17 protein-coding genes are annotated in these 16,873 nt (G+C 53.3%); 10 read left to right on the forward strand and 7 right to left on the reverse strand.

Translation table 11 applies throughout. From position 1 onward, the window contains the following. Positions 1-83 precede the first annotated feature (83 nt). The 4 genes from CFELI_RS04545 to CFELI_RS13625 all read left to right on the forward strand — a co-directional run bounded on the left by CFELI_RS04545 (position 84) and on the right by CFELI_RS13625 (position 4,001). Complete coding sequence (locus tag CFELI_RS04545) at positions 84-950, forward strand: methyltransferase domain-containing protein (protein ID WP_277104904.1); 867 nt, start codon at positions 84-86, stop codon at positions 948-950. A gap of 224 nt (positions 951-1,174) precedes the next feature. Then, complete coding sequence (locus CFELI_RS04550; protein ID WP_277104903.1) at positions 1,175-2,404, forward strand: MFS transporter; 1,230 nt, start codon at positions 1,175-1,177, stop codon at positions 2,402-2,404. An 84-nt stretch (positions 2,405-2,488) separates the two neighbouring features. After that, entirely contained in the window at positions 2,489-3,598 is a 1,110-nt protein-coding gene (locus CFELI_RS04555; protein ID WP_290259054.1) for a transposase, read from the forward strand. Further along, positions 3,594-4,001: a transposase gene (locus CFELI_RS13625; RefSeq protein ID WP_353959545.1), complete on the forward strand. Its 408-nt coding sequence runs from the start codon at positions 3,594-3,596 to the stop codon at positions 3,999-4,001. The genes CFELI_RS04555 and CFELI_RS13625 overlap by 5 nt, the downstream gene beginning before the upstream one ends. Before the next feature lie 332 nt (positions 4,002-4,333). Here the strand turns inward: CFELI_RS13625 and CFELI_RS04560 are convergent, their stop codons facing one another. Then, complete coding sequence (locus CFELI_RS04560) at positions 4,334-5,761, reverse strand: GH32 C-terminal domain-containing protein (protein ID WP_277104801.1); 1,428 nt, start codon at positions 5,759-5,761, stop codon at positions 4,334-4,336. A gap of 261 nt (positions 5,762-6,022) precedes the next feature. Beyond that, complete coding sequence (glgA, locus tag CFELI_RS04565; RefSeq protein WP_277104800.1) at positions 6,023-7,189, reverse strand: glycogen synthase; 1,167 nt, start codon at positions 7,187-7,189, stop codon at positions 6,023-6,025. Between the two features lie 102 nt (positions 7,190-7,291). Between glgA and glgC the strand changes: the two genes are divergently transcribed. After that, positions 7,292-8,509, forward strand: coding sequence for a glucose-1-phosphate adenylyltransferase (gene glgC / locus CFELI_RS04570; protein ID WP_277104799.1), 1,218 nt, complete (start codon positions 7,292-7,294; stop codon positions 8,507-8,509). A 132-nt stretch (positions 8,510-8,641) separates the two neighbouring features. On the opposite strand, the gene CFELI_RS04575 is transcribed toward glgC, so the two are convergent. Then, positions 8,642-9,268, reverse strand: coding sequence for an O-methyltransferase (locus CFELI_RS04575; RefSeq protein ID WP_277104798.1), 627 nt, complete (start codon positions 9,266-9,268; stop codon positions 8,642-8,644). A 180-nt stretch (positions 9,269-9,448) separates the two neighbouring features. On the opposite strand from CFELI_RS04575, the gene sigE reads away from it, so the two are divergent. The 3 genes from sigE to tatB are packed head-to-tail and all read left to right on the forward strand — an operon-like array spanning position 9,449 to position 11,149. Next, positions 9,449-10,069 carry an RNA polymerase sigma factor SigE gene (gene sigE, locus CFELI_RS04580; RefSeq protein WP_277104797.1) on the forward strand — a complete coding sequence of 207 codons (621 nt, stop codon included), beginning with the start codon at positions 9,449-9,451 and terminating at the stop codon, positions 10,067-10,069. Positions 10,070-10,118: 49 nt separating this feature from the next. After that, a complete protein-coding gene (locus CFELI_RS04585) occupies positions 10,119-10,655 on the forward strand; it encodes an anti-sigma factor family protein (RefSeq protein WP_277104796.1) in 537 nt (178 codons plus the stop codon). A 26-nt stretch (positions 10,656-10,681) separates the two neighbouring features. After that, positions 10,682-11,149: a Sec-independent protein translocase protein TatB gene (gene tatB, locus CFELI_RS04590; RefSeq protein WP_277104803.1), complete on the forward strand. Its 468-nt coding sequence runs from the start codon at positions 10,682-10,684 to the stop codon at positions 11,147-11,149. Between the two features lie 108 nt (positions 11,150-11,257). On the opposite strand, the gene CFELI_RS04595 is transcribed toward tatB, so the two are convergent. From CFELI_RS04595 to CFELI_RS04605, 3 genes are all read right to left on the reverse strand, one after another. Next, on the reverse strand, positions 11,258-12,388 hold the full coding sequence (locus tag CFELI_RS04595) for an Mrp/NBP35 family ATP-binding protein (RefSeq protein ID WP_277104795.1): 1,131 nt from the start codon (positions 12,386-12,388) through the stop codon (positions 11,258-11,260). Positions 12,389-12,482: 94 nt separating this feature from the next. Beyond that, positions 12,483-13,031: a DUF1003 domain-containing protein gene (locus CFELI_RS04600; RefSeq protein WP_277104802.1), complete on the reverse strand. Its 549-nt coding sequence runs from the start codon at positions 13,029-13,031 to the stop codon at positions 12,483-12,485. Positions 13,032-13,063: 32 nt separating this feature from the next. Beyond that, complete coding sequence (locus CFELI_RS04605; protein ID WP_277104794.1) at positions 13,064-14,356, reverse strand: magnesium transporter MgtE N-terminal domain-containing protein; 1,293 nt, start codon at positions 14,354-14,356, stop codon at positions 13,064-13,066. Between the two features lie 192 nt (positions 14,357-14,548). On the opposite strand from CFELI_RS04605, the gene CFELI_RS04610 reads away from it, so the two are divergent. After that, positions 14,549-15,049 (forward strand): YflT domain-containing protein, encoded by a 501-nt coding sequence (locus CFELI_RS04610; protein WP_277104793.1) that lies wholly within the window; start codon positions 14,549-14,551, stop codon positions 15,047-15,049. A 65-nt stretch (positions 15,050-15,114) separates the two neighbouring features. Next, a complete protein-coding gene (locus tag CFELI_RS04615) occupies positions 15,115-15,801 on the forward strand; it encodes a type 2 periplasmic-binding domain-containing protein (RefSeq protein WP_277104792.1) in 687 nt (228 codons plus the stop codon). A 20-nt stretch (positions 15,802-15,821) separates the two neighbouring features. On the opposite strand, the gene CFELI_RS04620 is transcribed toward CFELI_RS04615, so the two are convergent. Next, complete coding sequence (locus CFELI_RS04620) at positions 15,822-16,793, reverse strand: putative endonuclease domain-containing protein (protein ID WP_290259577.1); 972 nt, start codon at positions 16,791-16,793, stop codon at positions 15,822-15,824. Between the last annotated feature and the right edge of the window lie 80 nt (positions 16,794-16,873).

The raw sequence follows: 16,873 nt of genomic DNA on the forward strand, positions 1-16,873 counted from the left end.
ACCGGTGTTAAGCCTAACTGCGCTAAGATGAAGCGCACACATTTTCTTGTCCCTTCACAGTTGTAGGAAGGAAGCCACAACCGGTGCTTTCTCATGTCATTGACGTACTCGCAGACCCCATCGACGGCAGCCCACTTTCTGGGGTTGATCAGTTCAGCCGCCTCGTGTCTGAGTCCGGTCATTCTTATGATGTTGCCCGCCAAGGCTACGTCACCCTCGCCGCGGGCAAGGGCCTGCGCTACAGCGGTGATGATTCCGACATGATCGCCGCCCGCGAAACCTTCCTCTCACGCGGCCACTTCGCGCCCTTCGTGGAAGCTATCTCCCACACCGTGGCTGACGTGCTCGACGATGCGGAAGTCCCCGAGGGTGCAGAACCCGTGATCGTCGAAATTGGTGCAGGCACCGGATATTATCTTTCCCACGTGCTTGATTCGATTGAAGGTGCACGCGGCGTGGGCATCGATGTTTCCACCCCAGCAGCAAAGCTGCTGTCAAAGTGCCACCCGCGCGTAGGTGCAGTGGTTGCTGATGCTTGGGCACGACTGCCCATTCAAGATTCCTCGGTTGATGCCATCACCGTAGTATTTGCACCCCGCAACGCAAGCGAATTTGCGCGTGTGCTCAAGCCCCAAGGCGAGGTTGTGGTGATGACCCCGAACGTGGGCCACTTGTCGGAACTGCGTGAACCACTGGGCATTATTGATGTGGAAAAAGGCAAGATTGATCGCATGATCGCTCAAGCTTCCGGCCACCTCGTTCCGGTGGGGGAGCCAGAGACTGTGGAGTTTGTGATGAACCTCGACCAGGCTTCGATCGCAACCCAGATCGGGATGAGCCCCTCAGCCCGCCACATTCACCCCGATATTTTGGCTGAGCGTATTGCCACCTTACCCAGCAGCATGGCGGTAACTGCCCGCGCTACTGTCACTCGTTTCACCAAAGCCTAAAAATCCCTTGGTGGTGTTGTTCATCGTGCCACCAGAATAGGATACGCAGGCTATTCTATGCCCCCAATGCTCGACAGCTGTCAGCATGGGGGCTTTTGAGCTGCGAAGGGGAGTGGTGGATTCTCAGGGGGTATTTTGAAGATTTTCCCTCTGCTTATTCGCTATTTTTGATACATTGCAAACACACGATTGATGGGTGTTTAAGATTATGAAAGGTAGCGGAGATGAATATTGTGAAAAACAATCCTGCCTTTGCGCGATTGCAAGCAGCAAATGTGCTGAATGAATTGGGTTTGGCCATTTCTTATGTGATTATTCCGCTGACTATTCTCACTGTGTACAATTCCCCTTTTCTTGCTGGTCTGATCAGCGCCCTGTGCCTTGCTGCACGCACCTTAAGCGCCATCTTTTCTGGTGCGATTGCCGATAGGATCAACCCTTCACTTCTACTCAAAGCCAGCTTTGGTGCCGAATTCCTCCTCTGGGGAGCATTAGCACTCCTCTTGTATTTTCAGGTGGCGAATGTTTATATCATCGCTTTATTGTCGATCATCGTTGCAGCCATATCCACCATTGATGGCCCAGCCGAATTTGTGGTGCTCAAAAGAATCATGCCCACAGCCGAACTAGGTGCAGCCACCTCCATTACCGAAGCACGCAGTTCCACAGCCCAACTTGTGGGAAACCCGATAGGTGGTGCGCTGTATTCCCTCGGTGGGGCAGCGGCCTTGGGCATTCAGGCAGCCATACACTGCGTAGCCGCGCTGTGTGTTCCACAGGTACGCGATGCGTGTACACCAGGGGCAGAAGATACTACACGTGCTCCACGATTTTTTACTGAGGTCAAATACGGGTTCAGGCTTGTTTTCGGTGATACTGCGCTGCGCCACCTCATGTATGTTTCCTCCATCGCCAACCTTGGGGTTGTACCCATGTCTTTCGTATTATTGACGGTATTTCAGCAAAAGAACACGGATTCGTGGATCATTGGCATCCTGTTATCCTGCTTTGGGGTGGGGGTCATTCTAGGTGCGCCACTAGCTGCGCGCTTAAGCAGCACTGTGCGCCTTTCAACACTGCTGATCATCGCATTAAGCATGTTTGTACTCACCACCCTCGGCTTGATTGTAGGTAGTGCACACCCGTGGTCCGCCGGCATACTTGTCATCATTTCTGGGCTTGCCCTACCGGCATTAAACTCAGCGATTACGTCCTACACGGTGGCTGTCACCGAAGAGAAGGATGTGGGCAAGGTCTTTTCTGCCTCCGGAGTATTCGGAATGATCCTGGCACCACTAGGAATTTTTGTCGCCGGTGTGCTTTTAGCACACGTTGGAGCCTTGTGGGTTTTTCTATCCCAAGCTTTGGTAATGGCACTAGCTTTAGCCTTAACCCGGATTTTTCATGGGGTGGGGCTTAAAAGGTGTGTAAAAAGTAAAGAAAGTGCTTCTTGACCTGCTAGAATAGAGATGTTGTTAAGCCTTTATTCCAAGCAGAAAAGGAGCACTTTCATGGTGAAGACTACTACATACACCCCTATGATGGCCAGCTGCACCCGTCTTGTTTCCCGCGCGGGGGTGTTACCCTTTGCTCATGTAGCTCAATTAGTCGGGATTGGTGCCAGCCTTGATCGTGTTTTCTCACGGCAACGGTTAACACATACTTTTGGTGATGCGTGTACTGGGTTAGCGTTATCGTTAATTGCTGGTGGTGACGATGTTAAAGACATCAACTTGTTAGATTCTGTTTCGACAGCATTATCGTCTCAGCCATTGCCGTCGGTATCAACCCTGTGGCGGCGACTGACAGAGCATAAAGACACCAGCGATAAAATACGTGAAGAATTCCTTCACGCGATCAAATACGCCCGTAGCACACTATGGAACCTGCTGGGCGATCAAGCCCCACATAAGCTCGCTACAGTAGACAAACCCCTGATAGTAGATATTGATGCGACACTGATCTGTGCGCATTCTGGCAAGGAAAAAGCCGCACCTACCTATAAGAAGGGGTTTGGTTTCCACCCATTATGTGCTTTTATCGACTACACCAGCGTAGGGTTAACTGGTGGGGAATTTTTAACCTGTCTGCTTCGCCCAGGTAACGCGGGAGCAAACACCGCTAATGATCATTGCCAGCTTGTCAAAGAAATCCTGACCGCTCTCCCCGATCACAGCGATGGCAAACCTTGGGGCAAACGACTTGTTATCCGTGCTGACAGTGCTGGTGGGACAAAACAATTCCTTAGCTCCTTAGACGACCATGACCTCGGTTATGTTGTTGGCTTTTCACCCTCACCTACAGCAAGTATCCTCCTCAATGAGCACATCAGATCCGGTAACGAAGCAACTAGTCACACAGATTATCGATCATTACGTAACACCCGTGTGCCAATTGTGCGTGGCAATGGGGATATCAGCTTTGATGACCAACACTTCCTTGAAGACATCACCGGACTACTACAAACCGCACACCTAGAAGATGACAAACCACTGGTGAACCTTCTTACTGATTACCCCACCACGATGCGCGTGATCGCACGGATAGAATCCCCCCCACGCAGGGTGCCAACACAGCATTTTCAATCAACTCGGCATACGCACCCAATTATGCGCAACAAACCTCAACTGCAATATTCAACGCATTGACCAGTACTATCGCCAAAGATCACTATGCGAACAACACATCAAAGACGCCAAAGATCAAGGCCTTGCAAAACTACCGTTTTGCCAGTTCAAAGCTAACCAAATCTGGTGTCTCATCATAACCTTAGCCCACCAACTTCTCACCTGGACAAAACTACTCGACCATCACTACAACAACCACAACAGCGGCAACAACAAGAAACGAAATCAATCCGACAACCCGTGGTGGACATGGGCACCAAAAACCATTCGAGCAAGGTTTATTGCAATCTCTGCAAAAATCACGACAAGCAGCAGGCGCATATACCTCCACCTCGATCAACAAAGCACACACACCCCCACACTGGTGACACTTATGGAATACACCCAAAACCTCCTACGCCCCCTTAAAAAACGAAAAACCTAACCCCCTCAACCACAACACGCAGCAGACCCCACCACCGGCAGCCAACCGCAGGCACCCCACCACAAAACCCCACCACAAAAACACGGACGTACACCTTGCCATTGAAAACCACAACCAAAGGCGAAGGTGCCCCAACCAACCCCACAAACACACCACCCCAACCCACCACCACCAAACCCACCCCATGAAAAATCTGGGTTAAGTGTTTTCAGCCCTGCGCTTTCTACCATGCCTCGATTAAGCCAGCTGTAAACACACCACCTTTTTGAGGGGCGGAAGAAAAGCACCCTGAAGTACACGGTACTTCAGGGTGCTGAACATGGCGAGAAAACTTAGCGCACCACGCCTTCGTCTTCTAATTCGTGAATCAAACGGGAAATGCGCCCGGTAGGTTCAATCACGGTAGAGCGTTCCACTGTCACCCCATCGGTGTGTTCAATGCGGAATTCTTCGCAAATCCCATTGAAATACACGCGGCTAGCTAAGGCTACTTGCCCACCGTCGGCAAACACTTCCACAGTGGAACCATCGGCGATAACAGTCACGGCATCCGTGTCACCTTCGCCCAGGGGTGCGATAGCAACCACATCACCGTGGTGGTGGGTATTCATCGAGCGATCCAGTTCCAAACGATCCCCATAGTGGGTAATGGTGCAGGAGACCTGGCCAGTGGAATCGATGAGCTCAGCAGTCAGCGACTCGCCTTCAGGCACCTCAAAAATGCCCGTCCACATCGAGGCCTCATCAGATTCTTCAATGGCCGCTAAAATACCAGGAAATGGGGTTTGATAGAGGCGACGATTTTGCAAACTCACACGCCGTGGAAGCGATAAACAGTTCGCCCACCCCTCGCAACTAAACGAATGATGATGCTCAGCACGATCCATCCGGCCGACACCATTCATCAGACCAAACAGGTAGGCCTCGTCGAAACGCGTAGCCATGTCAATCGCCGAGGAAGGGCGGTTAGTATTACGCGGACGAGTGAAATCGTGCCCATGATCAATCCGATTAAACGGTGCAAGAACCTCAAAGGTCGTTCCTTCTAAACGTCCCACCAAATAGCCGGATACATCAATGCCCTTATGCTCAATGGTGACAATCAAAACATCATAGATTTCCCCATCGACTTCATCTTTCAGCCGCACAATTCGTGGCGCAACGAGTGGGGAATCGGTCAGCCCCGCATCACCTGTGAGCGTTAAGGGTCCGAGGAAGTTCCATTTTCGGCCATCGTCTGATTCCAACATCACTAAGGTGGGGTTGTCGGCGGAACCAGTCACCGCCAACATCAGCCAGCCTTCTTTGTTGAGGTTCGGGACTACGCACGGCGAGCGGAAACGATCAAAACCTTCACAATCGCCTACGGTTTCATCCAGTTTCTCCACATGGATATCGAGGCAGAATTCTTCCTCACCAATGGTTTCCGTGGTGAGCGTAATTTCCGGAATATGTGCAATACGAATGCACCGGCCGTTGTCCGAAACGGAGGTGTAATACAAGGTGACATCTTCACCGACAGCGGTGACTGATCCGGCACGTAAGGAAATCTCGTCGCCTTCGGGGGCGAGCACATCGTCACAAATTTCAAAAGAGAAGGGGTTGCCGTGAGAAACCTGATGTGCCCACCGGCAGCCGGATTCAGCATCGGGGCGATATTGGTTAAAAAGATGCCACGAGTATCCATCAAACAGCGCTCCCGCTGGTGCGTCGAGAATCCCCTCGCTTAGGGTGACATGCAGTTCGGGCCGGTGCGTCATGAAACTCCTCACAAAATTTTTTCACCTAGAGCCAGTGCCCACTGTTGCTTCACAGCCACAATCTTTGAAAAAACCGTGTCATCATCCAACTCGTGCTTCACTGGCATAAGGTCGCACAGTGGGGGTGGTGGTGTACCACACCCACAAACAACACAGGGCTGACACGAGGTTGAAGGTTGGCTGAGAAAAACTCTTGAGCACTGCCACCCTAGGGTAGTAGTATTTTCCGAATCGTGCAGAACGCCAGCAAACACCCCGCTTTTAGATCAAGCTGCGGTAAATATCCACAGTTTGCTCACTGATACGAGCCCACGAAAACTCATCCACCACACGATTCCGGCCCGCAAGTCCGAAGGCGTGAGCGAGCTTACGGTCGGCAACCATAGCATTGACTGCCTGGGCAAGGTCGTGCTCAAAGGTGGCGGTGTCATTCTCGTCATAGTGGACCAACGTGCCAGTGTGCCCATCAACAACAACCTCGGGGATACCGCCGACATCGGAAGCAACGACAGCAGTGCCACAGGCCATGGCTTCAAGATTCACAATGCCCAAAGGTTCGTAAATGGAAGGGCAGACAAAAGCATCCGCGGCGCTTAAGATTTCTTGAATTTTGTCCTTCCCAAGCATGTCCTGAACCCAGATGATTCCGTCACGTTCCTGTTGCAGTCGCGTGACCAAATCTGTGATCTGTGCGGCAATTTCGGGGGTATCGGGGGCACCCGCGCACAACACGAGCTGAATATCCTCATCGAAGTTGCGCGCAGCCTTAATCAAGTGTTCGACACCCTTCTGGCGGGTAATGCGTCCAACGAATGCGACGATCGGGCGTGTGGGGTCGACACCAAGTTCTGTCAGTATGGAGCCGTGTTCGAAGGTGGGGCGGGGTTGCCACAGTTCGGTGTCGATGCCGTTGAGTACAACGTGCACTTTGTCGGCGTCGATACGCGGATAGGCGGCAAGAACTGCGTCTTTCATTTTCGCCGACACCGCGATCACGGCATCCGCATATTCCATTGCATTGCGCTCTGACCAGCTCGAAATCTCGTAGCCGCCACCGAGCTGCTCACGCTTCCACGGGCGATCCGGCTCCAAGGAGTGGGCTGTGACCACGTGCGGAATGCCGTGCAGTTCGCCTGCTAAATGCCCACCTAAACCGGTGTACCACGTGTGGGTGTGCACGATGTCTGCCCCTGCTGCGGCATGAGCCATGCGCAGCCCCGTGGAGAGGGTTTGGATAGCGGGGTTTGCTGCTTCTAGCTGCTTATCGACGCCGTGAACATACACATTCGCTTCATCCCGCGGTGCGCCCATGCAGTGTACGTCGACGTCGACGAGTTGGCGCATGTATCGTGTCAGTTCTGTGACGTGTACGCCGGCACCGCCGTAGATCTCTGGGGGGTACTCTTTGGTCATCATTGCAACTTTCATAAACCCAAATTTAGCCCCTTGAGCTTTGTTTCGCTGGGTGTTGTGTGTCGCAATTGGGGGATTAGTGAGCGAGATTGCCAAAAGGCAGATAAATTTAGCAGTGTGAGGAATCAAATAAACGTTTTAGCAATTGTGCTCGCCGGCGGCGAGGGCAAGCGGCTGTTTCCTCTGACTGAGGATCGCGCTAAGCCTGCAGTGCCTTTTGGCGGCACCTACCGACTTATCGATTTCGTGCTGTCAAATCTGGTCAACGCTGGGTACATGAAGATCTGTGTGCTCACACAGTACAAGTCTCATTCTCTTGACCGGCATATTTCGCAGGCATGGCAGTTCACGGGCCCAACCGGCCAGTATATTGCGACCGTGCCAGCGCAACAGCGTCTTGGCAAGCACTGGTATTTGGGATCAGCGGATGCGATTTTGCAATCGTTGAACCTCATTGATGATGAAAAACCTGACTATGTGATCGTCTTCGGTGCCGATCACGTCTACCGCATGGATCCGGAACAGATGGTGGAAGAACACATCGCCTCCGGCAAGGCGGTGTCTGTCGCGGGTATTCGGGTGCCCCGCTCCGAAGCTTCGGCTTTTGGCTGTATCCAGTCGGATGAGCACGGCAACATCACTGAGTTTTTGGAAAAGCCTCAAGATCCTCCAGGTACCCCTGACGATCCAAACATGACGTACGCGTCGATGGGCAACTACGTGTTTACCACGAAAGATCTCATCCAGGCCCTGAAAGAAGACCAAGTCAATCCGGATTCTTCCCACGATATGGGTGGCGACATCATCCCGTATTTCGTGGCCCGCAATCAGGCGCACGTGTACGACTTTTCCAACAACAAGGTGCCAGGCTCGACCGAACGCGACAGTGGCTACTGGCGCGACGTGGGCACGATCGATGCGTTCTATGAAGCCCACATGGATTTGATTTCGGTGCACCCAATCTTCAACTTGTATAACCAAAAGTGGCCGATCCGCTCCACCGATTTGGGTGAATTGCCTCCTGCCAAGTTTGTTCAAGGCGGTATCGCTCAGTCGTCGATGGTTGCACAAGGCTCCATTATTTCCGCTGCTACGGTGCGTAATTCGGTGCTGTCGACGGATGTGATGGTGGAGGAAGGCGCCACAGTTGAGGGTTCTGTTCTCATGCCCGGTGTGCGCATCGGAAAGGGCGCTGTGGTGCGCCACGCTATCTTGGACAAAAATGTGGTTGTTCCCGATGGCACGTTGATCGGTGTCGATCATGAGCGCGATGCGCAACGTTTCGCCATCAGCCCTGGTGGTGTTGTCGTCGTGGGCAAAAACACCGTGGTGTAATCTCCACTTATTCGAAAACCCAAGGCCAGAGCACAGGCCTTGGGTTTTCCCTTGAGCAAGTGTCACTCATGCGATCAACGCGTGAAAAAGCACGGTGGTGGCTTATCCTGCCACCACCGTGCTGAAAGTTCGCTACAGGGCTTTCGTTACAATCGTCATGCCCGCCCCCAAAGGCAAACGAGTCACATGCACACCCGAAAGAGAACGAACATACTCATCAGCTTCACGGGCTGCCTGTGTGTCACGATCCTTGCGTGTCTCATCCGCCAATGTGCCGTCGAAAAGCACATCCGGAAGCACCAACGAACCGCCTGCAGAAAGCAGAGGCAAGGCGGCGTCGATAAACGCACGTAAATCAATCGGGGATACCTCCCCATACACAACTTGATAAGCCTCATTAGCTAGTCGACCCATCACATCAAGCGGACGCGACGGCAAAAAACGAATCCGCGAAGGGCTGAAACCGGCAGACCTAAACGTTTCCTTCGCACGTTTCTGATGCTCAGGCTCAGGATCGATGCAAGTCAAAATGCCAGTAGACGCCAAACCCTTCAATAGATACAAACCCACCACGTTCGCCGCAGGGGTCACAGCAATTGCGCCCTGTGCCTGGCATGAAGTGGCAAGAGTGGTCAGAAGTTGGCCCGTCATAAAATCGGGAACAGCAAGGCCGAATTCTGAGGCATCTTCATAAGCCTTCGCCAGCACAGTCTCATCAGCAGTGGTGGATTCAATATAGGAGCGAAGTTCGACAGTCACAACCTTAAGCATAGATGTCGGATGAGGGGTGATGCGGGGTTAAAACTCAAAAAGTGACAGAAGTTTCCATAGTGAAAAATGAGGTGGATGTGAAAGAAAACCATCTGTGTAGAAACACTGACAGGGAACTCACAGCTGGATTGATGGAAATAAGCAGCTCGATCGGGCACAATCAGACACATGAATACGGATTCTTTCGCCAAGGATACTGCTGCGCCAGAGCAGCTAGTAGGAACCGCGGCGTTCGATGCTGGAGTCGGCGCTATGCCCAGCTGGGGGGAGCTAGTAGCTGAACACGCAGACAGTGTCTACCGCCTAGCATTCCGTTTAAGTGGAAATCAGCACGATGCTGAAGATCTTACCCAAGAAACCTTCATGCGAGTCTTCCGATCTCTCGACAAATACGAACCGGGAACTTTCGAAGGATGGCTCCACCGCATCACCACAAACCTGTTCCTCGACGTTGCACGGCACCGCGCAAAAATTCACATGGAATCGCTGCCCGAAGACTATGAGCGAGTCCCCGGTACAGATATGACACCGGAACAAGCCTACAGTGATGCGAACCTCGACCCAGCGCTCCAGGCGGCACTCGATGAACTCGCTCCCGAGTTCCGCGTCGCAGTAGTTTTGTGTGACGTTGTTGGAATGACCTATGACGAAATCGCCGCCACCCTCGGCGTCAAAATGGGAACGGTGCGTTCCCGCATCCACCGCGGGCGCTCCCAACTGCGCGCTAATCTCGAAGCAAAAGCAGCTATCGACGCCGATGCGCAACGCCTACTGCCCAGCTACACTTAATACCCTATGAATGCAGGCTTTCTTCTGTCATGGGGGAGGGGTGCTCGCCATGAAGACAACACATGGCGAGTTTTTTGTCTATAACGGGAACTATCTACCCCACCTACCCGTTGGAAAAGTAGATAAACGAAAAGAAAAACTGAGCACTACTTCTGTGGTGTTGGGAACAGTGACGAGGAGGTATCGCAATCTCATGCAGGAACCAACAGTGCCACCACGTCCCAAAACTCGAATCAGTATTGAAATCTCGGCCACCGTACGCAGCTTCACCACGGTCGACCACCTCAACCCCGAAGCCGTAGCAGCACTGGTGGATAACGAACTCTCCCCAGCAGCCGCCCACCGCGCCCGCATCCACCTCGTGCACTGCACGGAATGCCGCAGTGAAGTAGAAAAGCAACGCCGCGCCTCACAGCGGCTCAAAGAGGCATCTTGTTGTGAAGAAGTGAAAGTCAGCCACGAATTACTGTCGCGCCTGCACCAGATCGCCCAATCCTGTTCCGCCGATGGGCCCTGCGCAGACGACATATTCCCCAACCGCACCGATTCCTTAATGGGAAAGCTTCGCTCACTTAAGTGGCATTAGCGCGCAATCAAGGTAAGGTTGTTGCTGTGTTTAGTTCCATTGGTTGGTCAGAGATCTTTGTCATCCTGATCTTTGCCCTCATTATCATTGGCCCCGAGCGCCTCCCCGGTGTTATCGAAGACGTTCGCGCGGCAATTTTTGCCGCCCGCCGCGCCATTAATAATGCAAAGGCAGAGCTTAACGGAGAATTTGGAAACGAGTTCGAAGAGCTTCGAGCCCCTATTACGCAATTGGCGTCTCTCCAACGTATGGGGCCGAAGGCTGCATTCACGAAAGCGTTCTTAGACGGTGATGAAAAACTCGCCGATGCTTTTGATCCGAAGAAGATGTTCTCCAAGGATGAGCTCGACTCCGGTTTAAGCGGTCGTCCAACCCTAGGTACGCCACAAGCCTCACACACCCCTTCGGTTTCGCCGCCTCCGCAGCCTAATGTTCCACAGCCCCCACACACTGGGCCGCAGAATCGTAACTTTAGCTGGGATGATATTACCTAGAGGCGTAAAAAATTCAGAGCTTTCCTTGATAACCGCGCATAATGCTGGTGAAAGGAAAGCTCTTTTTTCTGCACTGAGTTGCGTGCAGGCAGCGCACAGCTTTTGGAGCTATTTCTTGGTCACGCCCAAGCCTAAGGACTTACCGGCCAAAGATTCTCGGCGAGTAACCAACTGATCAACCACCTGGGCAATCGCTACAGCAGTGGGGGATTCTGGCTGTCCAATCACAATAGGAACACCAGAATCGCCACCTTCACGCAGCTTCGGGTCAAGTGGGATCGACCCCAAGAGCGGAAGCTTCGTGCCAGTCAGCGTCGAAATGCGCTGGGCAACAGCAAGACCACCACCGGAACCAAAGACCTCCATGATGCTGCCATCGGGAAGCACCATGGCGCCCATATTCTCAATCACACCAGCAACCTTTTGATGTGTTTGAAGCGAAATGGTGCCTGCCCGTTCCGCAACTTCGGCCGCTGCGGCCTGCGGGGTAGTAACCACAAGTAGTTCTGCGTGAGGAAGCAGCTGCGCCACCGAGATTGCAATATCACCAGTTCCAGGTGGCAGGTCAAGAAGAAGAATGTCCAGATCGCCCCAGAAAACATCACCTAAGAACTGCTGGATAGCGCGGTGCAGCATCGGGCCACGCCACACCACTGGTGCGTTGCCTTCCACGAACTGTGCGATAGAAATCAGTTTCACCCCATGCGCGGTTGGTGGCATGATCATGTCGTCAATTGCATGGGGGCGTTCGGTGCAACCGAGCATGCCGGGAATGGAGTGGCCGTAAATATCGGCATCTAATACGCCCACTTTCAATCCACGTGCGGCAAAAGCTGCCGCGAGGTTGACGGTCATTGAGGATTTACCCACACCGCCCTTACCGGACGATACTGCGAAGACACGAGTAGTTGATCCAGGTTGGCTAAAGGGAATGACAGGCTCTGCAACTCCACCGCGAAGATTCTGGCGAAGTTCACGGCGCTGCTCATCGCTAAACACATCTGTGGTGACGGTAACCGTGCCAATCCCTGGGATGTCTTCAATAGCTGCCTTAGAGTTGTTCACAAGGGTGTTTTTCATGGGGCAGCCAGCGATGGTGAGGTAGATTTCGGCATGCACATCGTTGCCTGTGATCGCAATTGATTTCACCATGCCCAGTTCAGTCAATGGCTTGCCAATCTCGGGGTCCTCAACCCGCGAAAGCGCCTGGCGAACTGCCTGTTCAGTAATCGTTGTCATAGAAAATTATGGTCTTTCGTTGAAAAACATTTCTGGAGCACCAGCGGTGTAAAAAGTGCTTGTGCACAAGGATAGTGGCGGTGGTTACGGTAGGCTAACTGCGGCGTTGGCCGCCTCGGCCTTGGATGGGGTCGTTGAGGTCTTCGTGGGCGTCGTCGGCACCTTGTTGGTGGCGGAACGCGGTACGCTCAGCAACCTCGTCGTCAAGCTTGGCTTCAATGCGTTCCAGCATCGAGTGCAGATCTTCCAGCTCGTGGCGCAGATAGTCGCGGGTGACCAGATCGCCGATGGCGATACGCAAACCAGCCAGCTCGCGGGTGATGAACTCAGTGTTTGACTTTGTTTCAAACGCGCGACGTCGATCTTCGTTCAAGGACACGCGATCGCGGTCCTCTTGGCGGTTTTGCGCTAAAAGAATTAACGGGGCGGCATAGGCTGCCTGGGTGGAAAAGGCCAAGTTGAGCAAGATGAAGGGGTAGGGGTCCCACTGCCACCAAAAAGCACCAAGATTGAGCAGTACCCAAATGACAACGAAGACGGTCTGCCACATTAAATAACGACCTGTACCGAAGAAACGCGCGATTTTTTCTGCGTGCGCGCCCACGGTGTCGTCGTCAAGCTTGAAAAAACTGCGTTTGCCCATCAAGCGGGGGGTATCAAGATCAGCCACGTGCTTTAGGCCTCCTTTCGTGGGTCACCATCAGGGCGGATACCGGTATCGCGCCAGTCATCGGGGAGCAAGTGGTCGATCAAGTCATCGACCGCAACAGCACCCAACAAGTGATTATCATCATCAATCACAGGCCCGCACACCAAATTGTAGGTTGCGAAATAGCGAGCAGCTGTTTCTTGGGAGTCATCGGCATACAACGGCGGCAGATCCGGATCCAAAATACCTGACACCAATGTTGAGGGGGGTTCGCGCAGCAAACGCTGAAGATGCACGGAACCTAAATACTTACCCGTTGGGGTCGCTGTGGGCGGGCGACACACGAATGCCATCGACGATAACGAGGTGGGAAGATCGGGGTTGCGGGCAAGCGCTAAAGCTTCTGCCACCGTGGTTTGGGGAGTGAGCACCAGCGGTTCGGGGGTCATCAGTGCACCCACGGTGTCGGGGTTGAAGCTCATCAAACGACGCACGGGGGCGGACTCTTCGGGGTCCATCAATTCGAGCAACACGTCGGCTTTTTCGTTGTCGAGTTCGGAGAGCAGGTCGGCGGCGTCGTCAGGATCCATCTCTTCCAAAACGTCGGCGGCACGCTCAATGTCGAGGGTTTCAAGCAGCTCAGCCTGACGATCCTCACTCATTTCCTGCAACACGTCAGCTAGGCGTTCATCATCGAATTCGCTGGCAACGGACACACGCTGAGTCTCAGGCAGCTCGTAGAGCGCGGAGGCGACGTCGGCTGGGCGCATATCCTCGAACTCGGCAATCAGCTCAGCAGCGGCATCTGACATACCGACACCCGCAGCGGTGATGCCGTGCACATGCTTCCACGGCACAATATACAGATCAGGCCGACGCCCGAAACCGCCACGCTCACCCAGCACAGCTACGGCAGACAGCGCCCAGTCGCGGGTGCGGGTGCGTTCGAGCTCAATATCGGCGACTTCCACCGGCTTAGAGTGCAGCTTTTCCAGTTCGGGATCGTCGATATGCACTTTGGAGCCGATCACATCAGCGATGATGGCGAGTTCGCCGGTGCGGGGCTTGTAGGCGCGAAGAGACACAGAGCCGGACACCAACATGATTTCGTGGGGGTCGATGTTGGCCACGCGCAGCATGGGTAAGAAGATGCGGCGCTTGTTTGTCATTTCAACAACGAGGCCCAAGGCGCGGGACGTGTGCCCGGAGGGGCGGATGTTGACCACGACGTCACGTACACGACCGATGACGTCAGTTTCGGGGCCGCGCACGATCATACCTGCAAGGCGACCTGCATAGACTCGTGTAATTTCGCTCATAAAGTTTAAGTGTAGTCGTTGCTACTGCACACCCTTAATTGCAGGTAAGGCTGGGGTATGCGGGTGCGCTGCTGGGTGGGGGTTCATGGTTTTGGTTAGAATGGAGTTTCGTTCGTGCCAACACTAAAAGTGTGCACCGTAGTGCATGGTTGGTGCGTTGTTGTGTATGTGAGAGGAAGTTTCCGAGCAGCCATGTCTTCTATGTTTCCCGCGAAGTCTGCGTCCGCCCGCCAGCGCCCTGAGGGGTGGCCGGTGGGGTCTTTTCAATCCTATGAGCAGGCGCAGGCGGCTGTGGATATGCTCAGCGACAACAAATTTGATGTGAAAGAAGTGACGATTGTTGGCGTTGATTTGATGGAAGTCGAGAAGGTTCTTGGCCGTTTGACCTGGGGGCGGGTGCTTATTGGTGGTGCGGCGTCGGGTGCGTGGCTGGGGTTGTTCTTCGGCACGATGATGGGCATTGTTACGGGCCAGTGGGCGTCGTCTTTGTTGCTGGGCATGAGCTTGGGTGTGGTTTTTTATACTGGGTTGTCGGCTGCGCAGTATGCGGCGCAGCAGGGGAAGCGGGATTTTGCTTCGACGACGGAGATTGTGGCGACGCGTTACGACGTCCTCTGCACGCCGTCTGTCGCGCCTAAGGCTCGCGATTTAATCGGTGCGTTCGTCGCCCAAGGTGGACGCGCTAAAGGTTAAACTTAGGAAAAAACTTATGCCGTTAGTTTGTGGCGTGGAAGAAACAACAAAGTAGAGGTTAAGGCATGAAGCTGCCGCTAGGTCGGCCTTTAGGTGTGGGCATTGCCGTGGCTATGGCCGCCGGTGCGATTCTTATTAATGGGAACTACTTGGATGTTTTTGAGCCTCATCGTGATGTGAATCCGGAAGCCTCCAAGGTTGTGGTGATTTCGGTGCGTTCGAATTCTTTTGAACAAGTAGTGCTGGGGGAACTGTATAAGCAAGGATTGGAGCGCAGCGGACGCCAAGCTACACTCAGCCTTGACCGTGTGGGGACGGAACAGGGAACTGGCCGATTGCCTTATGGATCGGCAGATCTGGTGATCAGTTGCGCCGGCGACATGCTGTATAGGATGAATACTGCTCGCGCGAAAGAGCTTCGCTTAGAAATTAAAGCGAATGATTATGACAGGGATGAGGCGCGGGAGAAAGTGTATGAGGCAGTAATGCAGTCGCTGTCAGATAACGTCAACGCTACTGACCCGTCCAACGCTATTGGGTGTGCCCATTCAAAATCGGGTCTGCCGGAGCATATCGTGCCTGTGTATCGCGTCCCAGTGCTTGACAGAAAAGAACGCGGCACACTCAACGTGGTGTCCGGATCGATTACCACCAAAGACCTCGGCGATTTGGTCAAGCGCGCCAAAGAAATCGGCTCCTCATCTGATGCCGTGCGGGAATTTCTCAACGAAAAAGGAATTGCCTTCAAATAGCCCACCCCACTCACCCTTGACTACGCTGCGCGTTTGTGGTGGTTGGTCAGTATTGTGTGGATGTGTCGGATTAGTGGGTGGTCTAGTAGGTGGAGGTTGGGGATGTCGTTTCTGGTTAGGCTGGGGTCTATTTCGTCGGGGTGGTAGCGGATGATGATGTAGCCGTGGTTTTGGATGTGTTTTTCTCTGAATCTTTCGTTTTCTAGGGCGTTGAGGTTGTTGCGGGTTTTGAACCGTCCGTCGATTTCGACGGCGATGAATCCGTTGACGACTATGTCGATGCGGTAGCTGTTGACTATTACTTGGGTGTCGATGCTGGTGATTTCTGGGATGTAGTGTTGGGCGTGTTCGATGAGGCGGCGTGCTTTGGTTTCGTAGAGGCTTTCACTGTTGGTTCGTGCGGTTTTTAGTAGTTGGTGTGCGCGGGGTTTGCCGTGGATGGCTGGCATGTTTTTCAGCTCGTATAGTGCTTGGTTTTTTGTGATGCGTTTGGTGTGAAAGGCTGCTTCGATGAAGGTCATGGCGATATCTTCATCGGTTTCTAGGGCTACGAGGTCAACGAAGGTGCGGGTGATTGTGGTGGTGCGGATGCCGTTTTCTTCGATGATGTCTGTTTCGGGTAGTAGCCGTGAGGTGTAGGTGGCGTGTTTGTTGCGTTTGTTTTGTGCTGGGGGTTTCATTTTTCCCGGGAGTGTCAGGTGGATGGTGGGTAGGGTTTTGGTGTTGGTGATAAAGGGGATGCCGAGTACGCAGGCTGCTGCTCTTCCGGTGAGTACTGCGCTGCGGGTCGTTGAGGCTACGGCATAGCAGCGTAGTAGGTTTTGGGTGCTGGGTTTTAGTGCGCTGAAGGTGGGGAAGTTGATTGCTCTGGTGGGTGCAAGGCGGAAGATGCGTGGGGGTAGTTTTAGGTTTTTGCGCAGGTTGAGCAGGTGGTTGTAGGGGATTGCTGGTTCGTTCAGTCCGAGGATGGTTGTGTAGTAGAAGGTGTTCATATTTGTGATGGAAACATACCTGTAGCAGGTTCGCATCTTTAGTAAGAGTTTCTTATATTGTCGCAGGGGTGTGTGGGGGT

The organism is Corynebacterium felinum (assembly GCF_030408755.1).
Lineage (GTDB): Bacteria > Actinomycetota > Actinomycetes > Mycobacteriales > Mycobacteriaceae > Corynebacterium > Corynebacterium felinum.